Origin of the sequence: Oleomonas cavernae (assembly GCF_003590945.1) — a bacterium.
In the GTDB taxonomy this organism is placed as follows: domain Bacteria; phylum Pseudomonadota; class Alphaproteobacteria; order Zavarziniales; family Zavarziniaceae; genus Zavarzinia; species Zavarzinia cavernae.
This window is the reverse complement of sequence record NZ_QYUK01000016.1, coordinates 108,581-125,430: the sequence shown is the minus strand read 5'-3', so window position 1 is coordinate 125,430 and position 16,850 is coordinate 108,581. Positions and strand designations below refer to the sequence as shown.

The following is a 16,850-nucleotide window of genomic DNA, read 5'->3' as shown; positions in this document are numbered from 1 at the left end:
GCCAGCCGCCTATTTCAGGGTCCGCAGATAGTCGATCACGGCGGCCCGATCCTCGGGCTTCTTCAGGCCCATGAAGCTCATCTTGGTACCCGGCACTTCCTTGCCCGGGTTGGTCAGGTAGGTATCCAGCGCCTCGGCCGTCCAGGCACCGCCCTTGGCCTTCATCGCGTCCGAGTAGTGGTAGCCCTCGATCGAGGCGACCGGGCGGCCGACGATCCCGAACAGCGTGGGGCCGATCTTGTTTTCGCCCGCGGCCACGCTGTGGCAGGCGGCGCATTTCTTGAAGACCTTCTCGCCCGCGGCGGTATCCTCTGCCCACGCGGCGGCAGGCAGGAACGACAGGGCGGCGGTGACGAGCAGGCGGTTGACGGCGGACAAGACAATCCCTCCCGGTGGTATATGTTTCCTGCGACGCTAGCCACGGCGGGCGGGGCCGCCAATTGCACTTTCGATCAGTAGACTTGGCGGCTGGGCGCGCGCCATCATCGAGTCACAATCACAAAGGCAGGGCGGTCGCCGCGAGCCGCCGAACGGGGAGCATGATGCAGGCGAGCGCTTCGGCAGGCTTACGACCGATCCGCCGGGCGACCAGCGACGCGGCTTCCACCGAGATCGCGGTCAGCGAAATCCTGTCCCAGATCGGTGCCCTGCCGATCGCGCTGCTGCTGCTGTTCTGCTCGCCCAGTCACGATTTGTCAGCGGTCGCCGCCGGCCTGGAGGAAGGGATTCCGGGCCTGTGCGTGGCCGGTTGCACCACCGCCGGCGAAATCACGCCCTTCGGCTACCGCACGGGAACGGTGACGGCGATCGCCTTTTCGGCCGGCCATTTCACCGCCACGCCGCGCCTGATCGAGCGCCTGTCCGAGTTTCGCTTCGAAGACGGCCACGCGCTGGTGCGCGAAATGCGCCGGGTCCATGGCGAGGCGGGCGGCGCCTTCGCCCTGGTGATCAGCGACGGGCTCTCGATGAGCGAGGAAATGCTGGCCTCGATCCTGGGCGATGCCTTCGACGAGATTCCCCTGGTCGGCGGCTCGGCCGGGGACGACCTGATGTTCCGCGAAACCCGGGTGCTGCTGGATGGGGCGGTGCATCGCGATGCCGCCATCGTCACCCTGATCAGCACCGACCTGCCGTTCCAGGTCTTCCAGACCCAGCATTTCGTGTCGTCCAGCGAGAAGATGGTGGTGACCAGGGCGGACCCGTCCCTGCGGCTGGTGACCGAAATCAATGCCGAGCCGGCGGCGCTTGAATATGCCCGGGTGATCGGCCTCCAAGTCGCCGACCTGTCGCCCGCGGTCTTCGCCGCCCACCCCCTGGTGGTGCGCGCCGGCGGGCGCGATTATGTCCGCTCGATCCAGCGGGTCCACGACGACGGCAGCCTGTCGTTCTTTTGCGCCATCGACGAGGGTATCGTGCTCACCGTCGCGCGCAGCGTCGACATGATCGCCAATCTGGTCGACACCTTCGACAGCCTGAAGCGCAGCGTCGGGCGGATCGAGGCGATCCTGGGCTTTGATTGCGTCTTCCGCTACCTCGAAATGGAACAGCGCCAGATCCTGGGCGAGGTATCGCGCCTGCTGGCCGAGAACAACGTCATCGGCTTTTCCACCTATGGCGAGCAGTTCGGTATGATGCACGTGAACCAGACCTTCACCGGCATCGCTTTCGGTCGGGATGCCCGCGCATGAACGCCAAGAGTTCCAACGGGGCCGGCCGGCCGCCGGCCGTCGACCTCGAGCGCCAGGTCGCCAAGCTGACTGAAATCAACCGCGCCCTGATGGGCCGGGTGGAGCGCAGCCTGGATTTCCACGGCAATGCCTTCACCCTGTTCGAGGCCGCGATCTTTCTGGACCGCAAGGTCAACGACCGCACCCGCGAACTGACCGAGGCGATGCGTTCGCTCGAGCATACCAACAACGAGCTGAACGCCGCGATCATCGCCAGCCACACGGCGCAGAACCGGCTGCACGATTCGATCAACAGCATGTCCGAAGGCTTTGCCCTGTTCGACCGGGACGACCGCCTGATCCTGTTCAACCAGAAATTCCTCGACTATTGGCCGGCACTGCGTGACCGAGTGCGTGCCGGGATCACCTATCACGAGCTGCTGGCCCAGGCTTTCCGTCACGGCGAGATCGCGATGGCCGAGGGCTTGACCGCCGACTGGATCAAGGGCCGGCTGGCCGAACGGGCCAATGCCCGGCGCGGCCAGCCGGCGCGCAGCATCTATGCCCTGCGCGACGGGCGCTGGGTGCAGATGAACGACCGGCTTTCGGCCGAAGGCGGCATTGCCTCGGTCCTGACCGACATCACCGACCTGAAGCGGGCCGAGCACGAGGAGCGTGAACAGGCGCTGGCCGAGCGCTCCGCCCATTTGCAGGCCACCATCGAGAGCATGTCGCTGGGCGTCGCCGTGTTCGACCAGGCGGGCCTGCTGGTCCATGCCAACGAGCGGTTCTGGCGCCTGCTGGACCTGCCGCCGGTCTTTGCCATGCCCGGCACCACCTGGGAGGAATTCTGCGCCTACAACCGGCGCCGCGGCGCCCACGCCCTGGTCCTGGAGGGCGACCGCCGCACCGGCACCCAGGACGAGCGGGAATGGATGGGGCGCTGGTATTCGCTCAAGCGCGACCAGATGCCCGACGGCGGCTTCGTCTGCACCTTCGCCGATGTGACCGAACGCAAGCAGGCCGAGGTTGCCCTGCGTGACAGCGAGCGGCGCATCCGCCTGGTGACCGACGCCATGCCGGCGATGATCTGCTATGTCGATGCCGGCGAGGTCTACCGATTCACCAACCGACCCTACCGCGAGGCCTTCGGCCACGGCCAGGACCCGGTGGGCCTGCACGTGTCGCAGATCCTGGCGCCCGTCGACTATGCCGCGCGGCGCCCCCATATGGATCAGGCGCTGAGCGGCCGGTCCACCACCTTCGAGCTGAACCTGCCGGCCGGGCCGGGCGGCGCGCGCTTCGGCATCGCGACCTATGTCCCGCATATCTCGGACGAGGGCGGCGTCATCGGCTTCTTCACGCTGATCCAGGACATCACCGAGCGGCGGCGGTCGGAGCGCCTGCTGGCCGAGGCCAACGAAATGCTGGAACGCCGCGTGGCCGAGCGCACCGCGACTCTGGTAACCTTGAACGATACGCTGCGCAAGGAGATCGCCGAGCGTGAGCGCGTCTCCAACGAGCTCAAGCAGGCCAAGCTCGAGGCCGAACAGGCCAACCTGTCGAAGACCAAGTTCCTGGCCGACGCCAGCCATGACCTGTTGCAGCCGCTGAACGCCGCCCGGCTGTTCGTGTCGTCGCTGACCGACCAGGCACTGCCGGCGGCGAGTGCGGCCTTGACCCGCAAGCTGGACAATTCCCTGACCGCGGTCGAGGAGCTGCTGGGCACCCTGCTCGACATCTCGAAATTCGATGCGGGCCGGGTCACCATCGACGAGCAGGTGGTCGGCCTGTCGACGATCCTGAGCGGCCTGGTCGAAGAGATGATGCCGGTTGCGCGCGCCAAGGGGCTGGAGCTTCGGGCCGTGCCGGCGGCCTTGTCGGTGCGGACCGATCCGCGCCTGTTCCGCCGGATCCTGCAGAACCTCCTGTCGAATGCCATCCGTTACACGCCCAAGGGGCGCATCCTGCTGGGCTGCCGCCGCACCCGGCATCATGTGAAGGTCTATGTGATCGACACCGGCGTCGGCATACCGGGCGACCGGATGGAGGAAATCTTCGAGGAGTTCCGCCGCCTGGACCAGCCCGACGGGACCGAGAACGGCTTCGGCCTGGGGCTGGCGATCGTGCGCCGGATCGCCCGCCTGCTGGGTCATCGCATCAAGGTGAATTCCCGCTTCGGGCGCGGCTCCACCTTCTGTGTCGAGTTGCCGATCGCCACCGCCCGGCCGGTGGAGATCGCGGCAGCACCCCCGCCCGCGGTGGCACCGGTGGCACGCCTGGGCACCAGGGTCCTGGTGATCGACAACGAGCAGGCGATCCTCGACGGCATGCGCTCCCTGCTGGAGGGCTGGAGCTGCGAAGTCTCGGTCGCCCGCGGCGCCGGCGATGCCATGGCCGCGATCGCCCGGCATACCCCGGACATCATCCTGGCGGACTATCACCTCGACCGCGGCGAAACCGGCATCGAGGTGATCGCTGCCCTGCGCCGGCGGCTGGGCGCCAACCTGCCGGCCGCCCTGCTGACCGCCGACCGCAGCGCCGAACTGCAGCGCCGCCTCGCCACCATGGAACGCTGCTCGCTCCTCTACAAGCCGATCAAGCCGGCCAAGCTGCGCGCCCTGATGACCGCGCTGCTGGATAGTTAGGGGCCGGAGCCGATTCCCAAAAGAATCATGGTCATCCCAGCGAATGCTGGGATCCATTGGCGTGGCAAACCGGAAACGCCAATTCCCTGCACCGCCATGGATCCCAGCGTTCGCTGGGATGACGAAATTCAATCAATCAGAGCGCGGTGTCCTGGAGTTCCTTCATGCGGCGCAGGGCGAGGACCGCCTGGGTGCGGCTGGCGACGCCCAGCTTGTGCAGCACGGCCGAGACATGTGCCTTCACCGTCGTCTCGGAAACGCTGAGGAGATAGCTGATCTCCTTGTTCAGGCGGCCTTCCCCATCAGTTCCAAGACCCGCATCTGCTGCGGCGTCAGGCTGCCGATCTTGGCGAAGGGCTCGGTCTGGTGGCGGCCTTTGGGAACCGGGCGGGTCGAGGCGGCGACGTGGGCTGAATCGGGGGTGAAGATACCGCCGGCCAGCACCTGCTCGACGGCGGCACGGATGCAGTCGCGGTCCAGCGATTTCGGGATGTAACCGGCGGCGCCGCAGGCCATGCAGCGGTCGACGGTATCCTGGTCGGCCAGGGCCGTAACGATCACCACCGGCAGGTCGGGCTTGACCTTGCGCAGGGTGACGAGGCCGGCCAGGCCGTCCATCCCGGGCATGCGCAGGTCGAGCAGGGCAAGGTCCAGGTCGTCGTCTCCCTCGACCAGTTCGAGGACCCCGGCCAGATTGGCCGCCTCGACCACCAGGGCATCGGCCCGCACCGCCATGACGGCGCCGCGCAAGGCCTCGCGAAACAGCGGATGGTCATCCGCGATCAGCACCTTCAACATCCGCGTTCCCCCGGCCACCCGGTTCGTGCCGGCTGGTCATTGTCCTGTACTCTGTTCGTCGCCGTGATCGTCGCACAGATGTCACGGATTGCAACGTGACCAAAAGCAATGACCGGGGCGGCAGGGCCGCCCCGGTCATCTGTCTCAAGCAGGGTTGATCAGGCCTTCTTGGGCAGTTTGAACACCCACATCATGCCGCCCTGGTTGAAGCTCTTCACATAGTCGGCGACATCGCCGCCCCACAGCGGCACCGCGCCGCCCCAGCCCGAGACCACGGCGACATACTGCTCGCCGTCCATTTCCCAGGTGATCGGGCTCCCCACCACACCCGAACCGGTGTTGAAGCTCCACAGTTCCTTGCCGGTTTCGTCGTCCAGGGCCTTGAGGTAGCCCTCGGGGGTACCGAAGAACACCAGGCCCCCGGCGGTGGTCATGACCCCGCCCCACAGCGGCGCACGGTTCTTGTACTCCCACTTGATCTTGCCGGTGGCAGGGTCCATCGCCCGCAGGGCGCCGATGTGATCCTCGTAGAGCGGCTTGATGGTGAAGCCGGCGCCCAGGTAGGCGGCGCCCTTCTTGTAGGTGATCGGCTCGTTCCAGATATCCATGCCCCATTCATTGGACGGGATGTAGAACAGGCCGGTCTTCTGGCTGTAGGCCATCGGCATCCAGTTCTTGCCGCCCAGGAACGAGGGGGCGGCGAACACCGACTTGCCCTTGCCGTCCGCACCGCCGCCGTCCGCCGGGTTGCCCGGGCGGAAGTCGGGGTTGTAGATCGGGCGGCCCTTGTCGTCGAAGCCGGTCGCCCAGTCGTGGCGCGACACGAAGGGGTTGGCGCTGATGAACTTGCCGTTGGTGCGGTCCAGCACGAAGAAGAAGCCGTTGCGGTCGGCGGTGGCGACTGCCTGGACAACCTTGCCGTCAGCCCCCTTCAGGTCGAAGGGGATCGCCTCGTTCACGCCGTCGAAATCCCAGCCGTCGTGCGGGGTGGTCTGGTAGGACCACTTGATCTCGCCGGTCTTGGGGTCGATCGCCAGGCGCGACGAGGAGTAGAGGTTGTCGCCCGGGCGCAGGTGGGAATTCCACGGTGCCGGGTTGCCCGAACCGAAGTAGAGCAGGCCCGTACCCGGATCATAGGTGCCGCCCAGCCAAGTGCCGCCGCCGCCGGTCTGCCACTGGTCGCCTTGCCAGCTCGCGTTCTTGGTACCGGTCATGGTCGACGGCTTGCCGTCCAGCGTGCCGACATTGCCCTCGATCACCGGGCGGATCCACTTCATCTCGCCGGTCTCGGCGTCGAGCGCATAGACCTTGCCGACGACGCCGAACTCGCCGCCGCCGATGCCGGAGATGATCAGGCCATCGACCACCAGCGGCGCGCTGGTGATGGCATAGCCGGCCTTGTAGTCCTCGAGCGCCTTGGACCAGACCACCTTGCCGGTTTCCTTGTTCAAGGCGACGATTTTGGCATCCAGCGTGCCGAAATAGACCTTGTCGCCGTGGATCGCGGCGCCGCGGTTGACCACGTCGCAGCACGGCATGATGCCGTCGGGCAGGCGATGGTTATATTCCCACAGCTCCTTGCCGGTGCGGGCGTCGACCGCCCACAGACGGCTGTACGAGCCGGTGACGTACATCACGCCGTCGGCCACCAGCGGCTGGCTTTCCTGGCCGCGCTGCTTCTCGCCGCCGAAGGAGAAGGCCCAGGCCGGGACCAGGCCCTTCACCGTATCGCGGTTGAGCGCGGTCAGCGGGCTGAAGCGCTGGGCCTGAGGCCCCATGCCGTAGCTCAGCACGTCGCCCGTGCTGGTGGCGTCGTTCAGAATTTCCTGATCCGTCACCGGTTTGGCCAGACCTGCAGCGGCCCAGCCCATGGTCGCGAGTGCGAGCGTCACCGCCGCAAGCGACCGATTGATCGTCATTGCCATCCCTGTCTCCCTGAATCGTGGGGTCCTGCCGGACCACGCCCACCCACGCGGAAGTTCCTCCCACCTCTTCGTGGATGGCGCGATAGTGATGTAACCCGGAAAATCCGGCCATTGTCCTTAAGTACGACACGCTACTAATTACTGCTGCGCCATCGGCGAGAAGGCCGCGGCGGCTGATCATCGCGCCGGCGCCAGCCAGGTCACCCCGGCCTTGGCGAAGATCGCCGCCATGCTGCCGTCGGCGGCCATCGCCGCCAGTGCGTCGCCGACCTCGTAGACCAGGGGCCGGCAGCTCTCGCGGATGGCGCAGCCGACGGTCCAGCGCGAATGGAACAGGCCGCCCATGACGAAGGGCCTGACGATCGCCTGCGGTGCCAGCCTGGGCGCGAAGGCCTCGACCTGGGCCGCTTGCAGGATGACGGCATCCACCGCCCCGTCGCGCAGGGCGGCCAGCGCCTCCACGGGCTTGGCGAAATGCACGGCCGCGGCGCGCAAGGCCCCGTTGTTGGCGCTGGTCAGGTAGAAGTCGGGCAGGGTGTCGATTTCCACCCCGATCCGCTTGTCGCCGTCCGCCTCGGGGTCGAAGCCGCCCGGCATTGCCTGCTCGCTGTAGGCGATGGCAAAGCCCTCTTCGAAATAGGGCGCGAACAGCACCACCTGGTCGTTGTTGATCTGGATCTGCCGGTCGTAGGGAATGTGGAACATCAGATCGCCGACGCTGCGATCGATCAGATTGCCGCGCCAGATCCCGTTGCGCAGGTCGTCGTCGACCTTTTCGCCCGCCACCAAGGCATAGAAGCGTGGCCTCAGGCCGATGCGCCCGGCAACCTCGCGGGCGATGTCGATATCGATCCCGGCCGGCCCGTCCGCGGTGGTCGTCGAATAGGGCGCGAAATCCTCGTAGTAGGGTATCCGCAAGACCCCGCGCGCGCGGATCGTGTCGTAGTTGACCGTGCCGACCAGGTCTTCATCGGCCCGGGCGCCGCGCCCGCCCAGGGCAAGCGCGGCCCCCAGCGCACCGGCAAGGCCCAGCAAGTCCCGGCGGCTGGGCATGGTCAATCCTCATGTACGCTTTCGAGGTAGCTGCGGATGGCCCACATGCCTTCCTGGCTCAATATGCCGTCGAAGACCGGCATGTAGACCTTGCCGTCGCGCACCGCGCCATGCTTCATCCGCTCGACGAACCAGGCGTCGCCGTCGGGGCCGAGGTCGAGCAGCCGAAGATCGGGGGCGATGCCGCCGGACTTGGCTTGCAGGCCGTGGCAGCGGGCGCAATTCTGGTTGTAGCCCGAGGCGCCGATCTCGATGGCGCGGGCGTTGCCGCTGTAGGGATTGGTTTCGCGCCACTCGGGCCCCAGGGCCTCGAGGCCGGTGGTGTCGATTGGTTGCGGTGTAACATCACCATGACCATAGGCGGCATGGCCGACGCCGATGGCCATGGCCAAAGCCGTCATCGCGGAAAAAACGAGGGTGCGGGCGACGCGCCGATCATCGGCCATTAGCTTTATCCTCCCAGGGGCTCACGTTATGGCCAGAAATTAGCGGCGGATGGCGCTGGCGCACCATTGTACTTTGGTTCGACACTTGCCGGCGCTCGTCCGAAAGTGTCATGGCCCCGTGGCGGCCGTTCCGATTAAGCTCTCCCCAGAATGAAAAACAGGGAGGGGAGGGCGATGCCGGCACTCGACGGGCGCTTCATCTTCATCGCGTGCCTGGCAGCGGCGACGCCGGCCTTCGCCGACACGGTCTATGTCTCCAACGAGCGCGACAATTCGCTGACCGTCATCGATTCCGAAACCTTGGCCGTTACCGGCACGATCGCCGTCGGCCAACGGCCCCGCGGCATCCTCGCCGACAGCAAGTTCACCCGCCTCTATATCTGCGCCAGCGACGACGATGCGGTTCAGGTGCTGGATCTCGCCACCGGCAAGATCATCGGCGCGCTGCCGTCGGGCGCCGATCCCGAGCAATTCGCCCTGCACCCCGACGATCGCCACCTCTATATCTCCAACGAGGACGACAACATCGCCACCGTGGTCGATGTCGAGAGCCGGACGGTGGTGGCCCAGATCGAGGTGGGCGTCGAGCCCGAAGGCATGGCGGTCAGCCCCGACGGCAAATGGGCGGTCAACACCTCCGAGACCACCAACATGGTCCACTGGATCGACACCGCGAGCCAGGCGCTGGCCGACAACACGCCCGTAGGCCAGCGGCCGCGCCATGCTGAATTCAGCCGCGACGGCAAGGAACTTTGGGTGTCGTCGGAAATCGGCGGCACGGTCACGGTGATCGACGTCGCCACGCGGCGCGAAAAGAAAACCCTTTCCTTCGCCGTCAAGGGCATGCCTGCCGACCAGATTCAGCCCGTGGGCGTCGCCCTCACCCGGGACGGCGCGCTTGCCTTCGTGGCGCTGGGTCCGGCCAATCGCGTCGCCGTGGTCGACGCCCGGACCCTGGAGGTCGAACGCTACCTGCTGGTGGGGCGGCGGGTCTGGCACCTGGCCTTCAGCCCCGACGAAAGCAAGCTGTTCACCACCAACGGCATCAGCAACGATGTCTCGGTCATCGATGTGAAGGCCATGGAGGTGGTGAAGTCGATCCCGGTCGGCCGCGCCCCCTGGGGTGTCGTCGTGGTGCCGTCGAAGCCTTGAAGCTCTTGTCAGGGCCGGCGATAGGCACTGACCAGATTACTGCCGGCCGCCGCCCGGGCGGCCAGGTCGAACACCTCGAGATGCCGGGGCGAGCGGTCGCAGGCGGGGTCGATCGCCGCCGCGTCGCCGGTCAGGGCCAGGGCCTGGCAGCGGCAGCCGCCCCAATCGATTTCCCGCCGTGCGCAGTCCTGGCAGGGGGCGGGCATCCAGGCGGTGCCCCGGAACGCCGCGAAAGCCGGGTCGTTGGCCCAGATGTCGGCCAGCGCACGCTCGCGGATATTGGCAAAGGCTAGGCCCGGGATGGTCTCGGCGGCATGGCACGGCAGCACGGCGCCGGTGGGCGAGACATTGATGAAGTGCTGCGCCCAGCCGCCCATGCAGGCCTTGGGACGCCGGGCGTAGTAGTCGGGGATGACATAGTCGATGACCAGCCGGCCCTGTAACTGCCGGCGGACGGTGTCCACCAAGGCCGTCGCCGCGTCGAGCTGGTCGATGGTCGGCATCAGGTAGTCGCGGTTCTTCAAGGCCCAGCCATAGTATTGGACATGGGCGACCTCAAGCCGCTCGGCCCCGACCGCGCAGGCGAAGTCGATCATCTCGCCCAGGCGGTCGAGGTTCTGGCGATGCACCACCGCGTTGATCGTCAGCGCCACCCCGGCCCGATGCACCCGCTGCGCGGCAGCGCGCTTCTTGGGCAGGCCGCCGGCATAGGCGCTGATCGTGTCGGCACTGGCCGGATCGGTGTCCTGGATCGAGATCTGGACATGATCGATCCCGGCCGTCAGCAAGGCATCCAGGCGGGCGTCATCGAGCAGCACGCCCGAGGTGATGAGATTGCTGTAGAGGCCGCAGGCCCGGGCATGGGCGACGAGCACGGCCAGGTCCCGCCGCACCATCGGCTCGCCGCCCGAGAAATGGATCTGCAGCACCCCCAGGTCCGCCGCCTCGTCGATCACCCGCTTCCAGGTTGCCGTGTCGAGTTCGTCGGCCAGGCGGGCCAGCTCCACCGGGTTCGAGCAGTAGGGGCATTGCAGCGGACAGCGGTGGGTGATCTCGGCCAACAGGGCCAGCGGCGGGCTGACCGCGGTCAAGGCTGCCAGGCCCCCGGCGGGATGTGGCCCGGCTCGACATAGGCGTGATGCAGGGCATCGAGCTGGGCCCACAAGGTGTCGCACTTGAAGGTCAGCGCCGCGATCACCGCCTGCTGCTGCTCCGGCCGGCGGGCCTCGCGCTTGACATAGTCGAGGGCGAAGTCGGCATCGCGCGGGGCCTGGGTCAGGCGCTTGTCGAAATAGGCCAGGGCTTCTTTCGAGACGAAGTCGTAATTGGCCAGCATCCCGGCCACCCGGTTCTTGATGGCGCCGGGCGAGAACATCTCGGTGAGCGACGAGGCCACCGCTTCGAGCAGGCTGCGCTCGCGCACAAAGTGGACATAGGCGTCGACGGCATAGCGGGTGCCGGGCAGGATGTGGTGCGCGGCGATCACATAGTCGCGGGCAAAGCCCAGCGCGTCGGTCAGGCGCAGCCAGCGTTCGATGCCGCCGTCACCCTCGGTCTCGCCGTCGTGGTCGACGATGCGCTGGCGCCAGGCACGGCGCAGGGCGGGGTCTTCGAGCCTGGCGAGCAGGGCGGCATCCTTCAGGGGAATCCGGCTCTGGTAGTAGTAGCGGTTGAGCGCCCAGGCACGCACCTGGTCACGGTTCAGGTCGCCCGCGTTGAGCCGCACCTGGAAGGGATGCTTGTCGTGGTAACGCGCGGCGCCCACGGCCCGCAGGGCCGCTTCGAGCTGGTCCGGGCTCATCATCTCGGTCATAGTGTCAGTTCCTCCCCGTCTGTCGGGATGTGCCACCCTGATCTGTTGGCCGCCGCCCGTTCGGGCGTGCCGGCGACCAGCGTCGGGTTGGTCGTGTTGATGTGGATGAAGATGCGCCGGCCGATCGGCAAATCGGCCAGGCGGGCGATGGTGCCGTGCGCCCCGCTCATGCTGACATGACCCATGCGCCGGCCGCTCTTGGGCGAGACGCCCAGGGCGATCAGCTCGTCGTCCTGCCACAGGGTGCCGTCGAACAGCAGCAGGTCGGCCCCGGCCAGGCGATGGCGCAGGACGTCGTCGATCTCGGCGCAGCCCGGCACGAAGACGAGCCGCCGGTGCCCGTCGGTGATGTCGAGGCCGACCGTGGTGCCCGGCGCGCCGCTGAGGCTGCCGACCCCTTCGAGATAGAGCGGCACCTTGCCGGCGACGGCAAAGGCTTCGACATGCAAGGCCCCTGCCGCACCGAAGTCGATCGCGAAGCTTTGGTCCAGGGCCATTTCGCACCGCGGCACCCGGTCGGGCGGCAGGGCCCGGAAAATCGGGTTGGCGTCGACCGCGGCCAGGGTCGGCGCCGTGGCCCGCAGGTTGAAGCGATGCCCCTCGCGCAGGGTGAGCAGCCCGGCGACGAAATCGATGTCGCCGCCGGTCAGGATGACGTCGCTGATCGGCGAATGGCGCAGCCCTTGCGTCGGCTGCAGTTGCCGGTTGGCCAGGATCTGGCTGCGCAGGTCGGGCGAGGCATTGACCAGTACCCAGCGCCGGCCGTCCAGGCTCAAGGCGATCGAGCTCTGGCTGCGGGCCGGGGCCTCCGCGGCACCGGCCCAGGCTTTCAGCGAGGTGGGGGTGCGGCAGTTCCACTGGGGAAACCCGCCGCCCGCCGCAGTACCGACAAGAAGGATGCGCATCATCGCTTCGGCCCGTCAGCCATCCCGGCGCGGCGTGGGGCCCCGCCGGGATGAGCCTCGAGGTATTACCGCTCGGCGCAGGCGTAGGCGTTGATTTCCATGCCGACGCGAATTTCGGCAATGCGCGGCTTTGACCATTTCTTCATGTGATATCTCCCTGGTTTCGGTTCTGTCGCCTCACGACATCGAAGACTAGCCGCGAGGCGCCGCGCTTTGGATTGTTCTTTAGGACGATGCGGTGCCCGATGCCCATTGGTCGCCATGAAGGGGCGGCCCGGCGGCGTCCAGCGCCACGGCCTCGTCGTCGCTGAAGACCCGGCTGCGGGTCAGGAAACGCACGCCGTCGGGCGCCTCCAGCGAAAAGCCCGCGCCCCGCCCCGGCACCACGTCGATGATCAACTGGGTGTGGGACCAGTATTCGAATTGCGCGGCCCCGATGAAGAAGGGCGTCTCCACGATCGTGCCCAGATAGATATCCTGTGCGCCGACACGGAACTCGTTGCGCGGGTAACACATGGGTGCGCTGCCGTCGCAGCAGCCGCCCGATTGATGAAACATCAGCGGCCCGTGCAGGGCCGCCAGGCGTTCGATCACGGCCTGTGCCGCCGGGGTCACCTCGACTCTTGCCACCATCCTGTTTCTTCTCCCTGGCGATGATCGGAAACGACACGGCCGGCATGCAGGTGAACCCGCATGCCGGCCGTCCCTGGCCCAATCGATCAGGATCAATCGATCAGAAGAAGCCCATGGCCTTCGGGCTGTAGCTGACCAGCAGGTTCTTGGTCTGCTGATAGTGGTCCAGCATCATCTTGTGGGTTTCGCGGCCGATGCCCGACTGCTTGTAACCGCCGAAGGCCGCATGGGCCGGATAGAGGTGGTAGCAGTTGGTCCACACCCGGCCGGCTTGGATGGCGCGGCCGAAGCGATAGGCACGGTTGCTGTCGCGGGTCCACACGCCGGCGCCCAGGCCATAGAGCGTGTCGTTGGCCATCGCCAGGGCTTCGTCTTCGTCCTTGAAGGTGGTGACCGACACCACCGGCCCGAAGATTTCTTCCTGGAAGATGCGCATCTTGTTGTGGCCGCGGAACACGGTCGGCTGCATGTAGTAGCCGCCGGCCAGTTCGCCGCCGAAGTTGGCACGCGCGCCGCCGATCAGGACTTCGGCGCCTTCCGCCTTGCCGATGTCGATGTAGGACAGGATCTTCTCGAGCTGGTCGTTCGAGGCCTGGGCACCGATCATCGTCGAGCCGTCGAGCGGGTCGCCCTGCTTGATCGACGCGACACGGGCCAGCGCCCGCTCCATGAAGCGGTCGTAGATCGACTCGTGGATCAGGGCGCGGCTGGGGCAGGTGCAGACTTCGCCCTGGTTCAGGGCGAACATGACGAAGCCTTCGATCGCCTTGTCGAAATAGTCGTCGTCCTCGGCCGCCACGTCCTTGTGGAAGATGTTGGGCGACTTGCCGCCCAGCTCCAGGGTCACCGGGATCAGGTTCTCGGTCGCATACTGCATGATCAGGCGGCCGGTCGAGGTCTCGCCGGTGAAGGCGATCTTGGAAATGCGCTTGTTCTGCGCCAGGGGCTTGCCCGCCTCGACGCCGAAGCCGTTGACGATGTTGAGCACGCCCGGCGGCAGGATGTCGCCGATCAGCTCGACCCAGACCATGATCGAGAGCGGGGTCTGCTCGGCCGGCTTCAACACCACGCAGTTGCCGGCGGCCAGCGCCGGGGCCAGCTTCCAGCAGGCCATGAGCAGCGGGAAGTTCCACGGGATGATCTGCCCGACCACGCCCAGCGGCTCGTGGTAGTGGTAGGCGACCGTGTCATGGTCGATCTCGCCCAGCGAGCCTTCCTGGGCCCGCACGCAGGCGGCGAAGTAGCGGAAGTGGTCGATCGCCAGCGGCAGGTCGGCGGCCGTGGTCTCGCGGATCGGCTTGCCGTTGTCGATGGTCTCGACCATGGCGAGGAGGTCGAGCTTCTCTTCCATGCGGTCGGCGATCTTGTTCAGCAGGCGGGCGCGTTCCGCCGGCGAGGTGCGGCCCCAGGCATCCTTGGCCGCATGGGCGGCGTCGAGGGCGAGTTCGATATCCTCGGCGGTGGAGCGGGCGATCTGCGCGACGGGCAGGCCGGTCACCGGCGTCACATTGTCGAAATACTGGCCGCGCACCGGCGCCACCCACTTGCCACCGATAAAGTTATCGTAGCGGGTACGGAACGCGATGGATTTCGAGATCTCTTCGATTGTCTGGTGGATCATGGTTCGCTCCCTGGGCCTCGGCATCGTTGGTGGCCGCTGCCGAGAGGGTTAGCCCAAACCGGCCGGGGCCAATATTGCACTATGGTACTAGCCCGCCCGGCCTCGTCCCTTAGGCCTATGGCGGCGGGCCTGTCGGCGCACAAGTCCTTGGACAGGACGCAGGGCATCGGGCAATGCTGCGCCATTGCGCCTTGCCGGACCGAACGCCCATGACCGCGAGCCTTGCCGATTCCAGGACGCCCTTCGATTTCGACAACAGCTATGCCCGGCTGCCCGAGCGTTTCTTCGCCCGCCTGCCGCCGACGCCGGTCGCCGGTCCGGCCCTGATCAAGGTCAATACCGCCCTGGCCGCGGAACTGGGCCTGGACCTGGCGTCGCTGACCCAGAGCCAGCAGGCGGCGATCTTTGCCGGCAATGTCGTGCCGCCGGGGGCCGAGCCGATCGCCCAGGCCTATGCCGGCCACCAGTTCGCCAATTTCGTGCCGCAACTGGGCGACGGCCGGGCGATCCTGCTGGGCGAGGTCGTGGACCGCGCCGGGCAGCGGCGGGACATCCAGTTGAAGGGGGCCGGGCCGACGCCCTTCTCGCGCCGGGGCGACGGCCGGGCGGCGCTGGGGCCGGTGCTGCGCGAATATATCGTCAGCGAGGCCATGCACGCCCTGGGCATCCCCACCACCCGCGCGCTGGCCGCGGTCACCACGGGCGAGCCGGTCTATCGCGAGGGCGCCCTGCCCGGGGCCGTCTTCACCCGCGTCGCCGCCAGCCATATCAGGGTCGGCACCTTCCAGTATTTCGCGGTGAGAGACGACCTCGCGGGCGTGAAGGCCCTGGCCGACCATGTCATCGCGCGCCATTACCCGCAGCTTCAGGGCGCGGCGCAGCCCTATCTGGCGCTGCTCGACGCGGTCGTCGAGCGCCAGGCGATGCTGGTGGCAGGCTGGCTCCACGTCGGCTTCATCCACGGCGTGATGAACACCGACAACATGACCGTGTCGGGCGAGACCATCGACTTCGGCCCCTGCGCCTTCATGGATGCCTATGATCCGGCCACGGTGTTCAGCTCGATCGACCGGACCGGGCGCTATGCCTATGCCAACCAGCCCGGCATCGCCCAATGGAACCTGGCCCGGCTGGCCGAGACCTTGCTGGGTCTCATCGATGCCGATACGGACCAGGCGATCGCCCTGGCCACGGAGGTCATCCGCGCGTTCCCCGACCGCTTCCAGGCCCATTGGCTGGCCGGCATGCGCCGCAAGCTGGGCCTGTTCACCCAGGAAGCGGGGGATCTTGCCCTGGCGCAGGCCCTGCTGGCGGCGATGCACGGCAACGGCGCCGACTTCACCCTGACCTTCCGCGGCCTGTGCCGGGCGGCCCTGGGCGATGCCGCGGTGCGTGGCCGGTTTGCCGCGCCCGAAGCCTTCGACCAATGGGCGAGCATGTGGCAGGCCCGCCTGGCGCGCGAATCCCAGGCAGCGGCCGAACGGGCGGCCTGGATGCGCGGCGCCAACCCGGCGTTCATTGCCCGCAACCACCGGGTCGAGCAGGCGCTGGACGCGGCGACGACCCGCCGCGATTTCTCGCTGTTCGAGGATCTGATGCGGGTCCTCGCCCGGCCCTATGACGACCAGGACGATGCGGCGCCCTATGCCGAACCGCCCCAGCCGGACGAACGCGTGCTGGCGACCTTCTGCGGCACCTGAAGGGTTCGCCTATCCAATCAGCGTCCCCTCGGGCTCAGGCCTCGGCCATTTCGGGGCCGGCGGCCATGGCAGCCTCGACATCCATCCACATCACTTCCCAGATGTGGCCGTCGGGATCTTCGAAGCTGCGGCCGTACATGAAGCCGTAGTCCTGGCGGGGGCAGGGATCGGCGCTGCCGCCGGCGGCCCCGGCCTTGCCGACGATGCCGTCGACCTCGTCGCGGCTGTCGGCCGACAGGCAGATCAGCACCTCGCTGCTGGTCTTCGCGTCGGCGATCTTCTTAGGGCTGAACTGGCGGAATTTGTCGTGGGTCAGCAGCATGGCGTGGATGGTCTCGGAAAACACCATGCACGACGCCGTCCCGTCGCAGAATTGCTCGTTCTTCCAGGCGCCCACGGCCTCGTAGAAGGCGGTCGCGCGGGCAAGATCGCTGACGGGCAGGTTCACGAAAATCATCTTGGCCATCGGGGGCTCCTCTCGGTTGGCTC

At 67.2% G+C, this 16,850-nt stretch carries 17 protein-coding genes; 4 read left to right on the top strand and 13 right to left on the bottom strand.

Going from position 1 to position 16,850, the window contains the following annotated elements:
* Positions 1-9: 9 nt before the first annotated feature.
* The gene (locus tag D3874_RS25825) at positions 10-378 is read right to left on the bottom strand and encodes a c-type cytochrome (protein ID WP_233560374.1); all 369 of its coding nucleotides are present in this window, start codon (positions 376-378) and stop codon (positions 10-12) included.
* 161 nt (positions 379-539) lie between these two features.
* Here D3874_RS25825 and nosP point away from each other — a divergent pair, with 161 nt between their 5' ends.
* Together nosP and D3874_RS25815 are read left to right on the top strand one after the other, a co-directional pair.
* Entirely contained in the window at positions 540-1,688 is a 1,149-nt protein-coding gene (gene nosP, locus D3874_RS25820; RefSeq protein WP_233560372.1) for a nitric oxide-sensing protein NosP, read from the top strand.
* Positions 1,685-4,315 carry a hybrid sensor histidine kinase/response regulator gene (locus D3874_RS25815; RefSeq protein ID WP_119782602.1) on the top strand — a complete coding sequence of 877 codons (2,631 nt, stop codon included), beginning with the start codon at positions 1,685-1,687 and terminating at the stop codon, positions 4,313-4,315. Before nosP ends, D3874_RS25815 begins: the two co-directional genes overlap by 4 nt.
* Positions 4,316-4,451: 136 nt before the next feature.
* On the opposite strand, the gene D3874_RS30895 is transcribed toward D3874_RS25815, so the two are convergent.
* From D3874_RS30895 to pedF, 5 genes are all read right to left on the bottom strand, one after another.
* Positions 4,452-4,559 carry a helix-turn-helix domain-containing protein gene (locus D3874_RS30895; RefSeq protein WP_274380647.1) on the bottom strand — a complete coding sequence of 36 codons (108 nt, stop codon included), beginning with the start codon at positions 4,557-4,559 and terminating at the stop codon, positions 4,452-4,454.
* 41 nt (positions 4,560-4,600) lie between these two features.
* The gene (locus D3874_RS30890) at positions 4,601-5,113 is read right to left on the bottom strand and encodes a response regulator (protein WP_158596226.1); all 513 of its coding nucleotides are present in this window, start codon (positions 5,111-5,113) and stop codon (positions 4,601-4,603) included.
* A gap of 158 nt (positions 5,114-5,271) precedes the next feature.
* Positions 5,272-7,038 (bottom strand): PQQ-dependent methanol/ethanol family dehydrogenase, encoded by a 1,767-nt coding sequence (locus D3874_RS25805; protein WP_233560370.1) that lies wholly within the window; start codon positions 7,036-7,038, stop codon positions 5,272-5,274.
* Positions 7,039-7,215: 177 nt separating this feature from the next.
* Positions 7,216-8,091 carry a substrate-binding periplasmic protein gene (locus D3874_RS25800; protein WP_119782600.1) on the bottom strand — a complete coding sequence of 292 codons (876 nt, stop codon included), beginning with the start codon at positions 8,089-8,091 and terminating at the stop codon, positions 7,216-7,218.
* Positions 8,092-8,093: 2 nt separating this feature from the next.
* Entirely contained in the window at positions 8,094-8,537 is a 444-nt protein-coding gene (pedF, locus tag D3874_RS25795) for a cytochrome c-550 PedF (protein ID WP_199699359.1), read from the bottom strand.
* Positions 8,538-8,711: 174 nt separating this feature from the next.
* On the opposite strand from pedF, the gene D3874_RS25790 reads away from it, so the two are divergent.
* A complete protein-coding gene (locus D3874_RS25790) occupies positions 8,712-9,689 on the top strand; it encodes a YVTN family beta-propeller repeat protein (protein ID WP_119782599.1) in 978 nt (325 codons plus the stop codon).
* Between the two features lie 8 nt (positions 9,690-9,697).
* Here the strand turns inward: D3874_RS25790 and pqqE are convergent, their stop codons facing one another.
* The 6 genes from pqqE to adh all read right to left on the bottom strand — a co-directional run bounded on the left by pqqE (position 9,698) and on the right by adh (position 14,661).
* The gene (gene pqqE / locus D3874_RS25785; RefSeq protein ID WP_119782598.1) at positions 9,698-10,780 is read right to left on the bottom strand and encodes a pyrroloquinoline quinone biosynthesis protein PqqE; all 1,083 of its coding nucleotides are present in this window, start codon (positions 10,778-10,780) and stop codon (positions 9,698-9,700) included.
* On the bottom strand, positions 10,777-11,502 hold the full coding sequence (pqqC, locus tag D3874_RS25780; RefSeq protein ID WP_119782597.1) for a pyrroloquinoline-quinone synthase PqqC: 726 nt from the start codon (positions 11,500-11,502) through the stop codon (positions 10,777-10,779). Before pqqC ends, pqqE begins: the two co-directional genes overlap by 4 nt.
* The gene (pqqB, locus tag D3874_RS25775; RefSeq protein WP_199699358.1) at positions 11,499-12,410 is read right to left on the bottom strand and encodes a pyrroloquinoline quinone biosynthesis protein PqqB; all 912 of its coding nucleotides are present in this window, start codon (positions 12,408-12,410) and stop codon (positions 11,499-11,501) included. Before pqqB ends, pqqC begins: the two co-directional genes overlap by 4 nt.
* 62 nt (positions 12,411-12,472) lie before the next feature.
* The gene (gene pqqA, locus D3874_RS32290) at positions 12,473-12,553 is read right to left on the bottom strand and encodes a pyrroloquinoline quinone precursor peptide PqqA (RefSeq protein WP_119782596.1); all 81 of its coding nucleotides are present in this window, start codon (positions 12,551-12,553) and stop codon (positions 12,473-12,475) included.
* Between the two features lie 79 nt (positions 12,554-12,632).
* On the bottom strand, positions 12,633-13,040 hold the full coding sequence (locus tag D3874_RS25765; protein ID WP_119782595.1) for a DUF779 domain-containing protein: 408 nt from the start codon (positions 13,038-13,040) through the stop codon (positions 12,633-12,635).
* Between the two features lie 100 nt (positions 13,041-13,140).
* A complete protein-coding gene (adh, locus tag D3874_RS25760) occupies positions 13,141-14,661 on the bottom strand; it encodes an aldehyde dehydrogenase (RefSeq protein WP_119782594.1) in 1,521 nt (506 codons plus the stop codon).
* 209 nt (positions 14,662-14,870) lie between these two features.
* Here adh and D3874_RS25755 point away from each other — a divergent pair, with 209 nt between their 5' ends.
* Complete coding sequence (locus D3874_RS25755) at positions 14,871-16,361, top strand: protein adenylyltransferase SelO (protein WP_119782593.1); 1,491 nt, start codon at positions 14,871-14,873, stop codon at positions 16,359-16,361.
* A gap of 34 nt (positions 16,362-16,395) precedes the next feature.
* Here D3874_RS25755 and D3874_RS25750 read toward each other — a convergent pair whose 3' ends face one another.
* Positions 16,396-16,827: a VOC family protein gene (locus D3874_RS25750; protein ID WP_119782592.1), complete on the bottom strand. Its 432-nt coding sequence runs from the start codon at positions 16,825-16,827 to the stop codon at positions 16,396-16,398.
* Positions 16,828-16,850 lie beyond the last annotated feature (23 nt).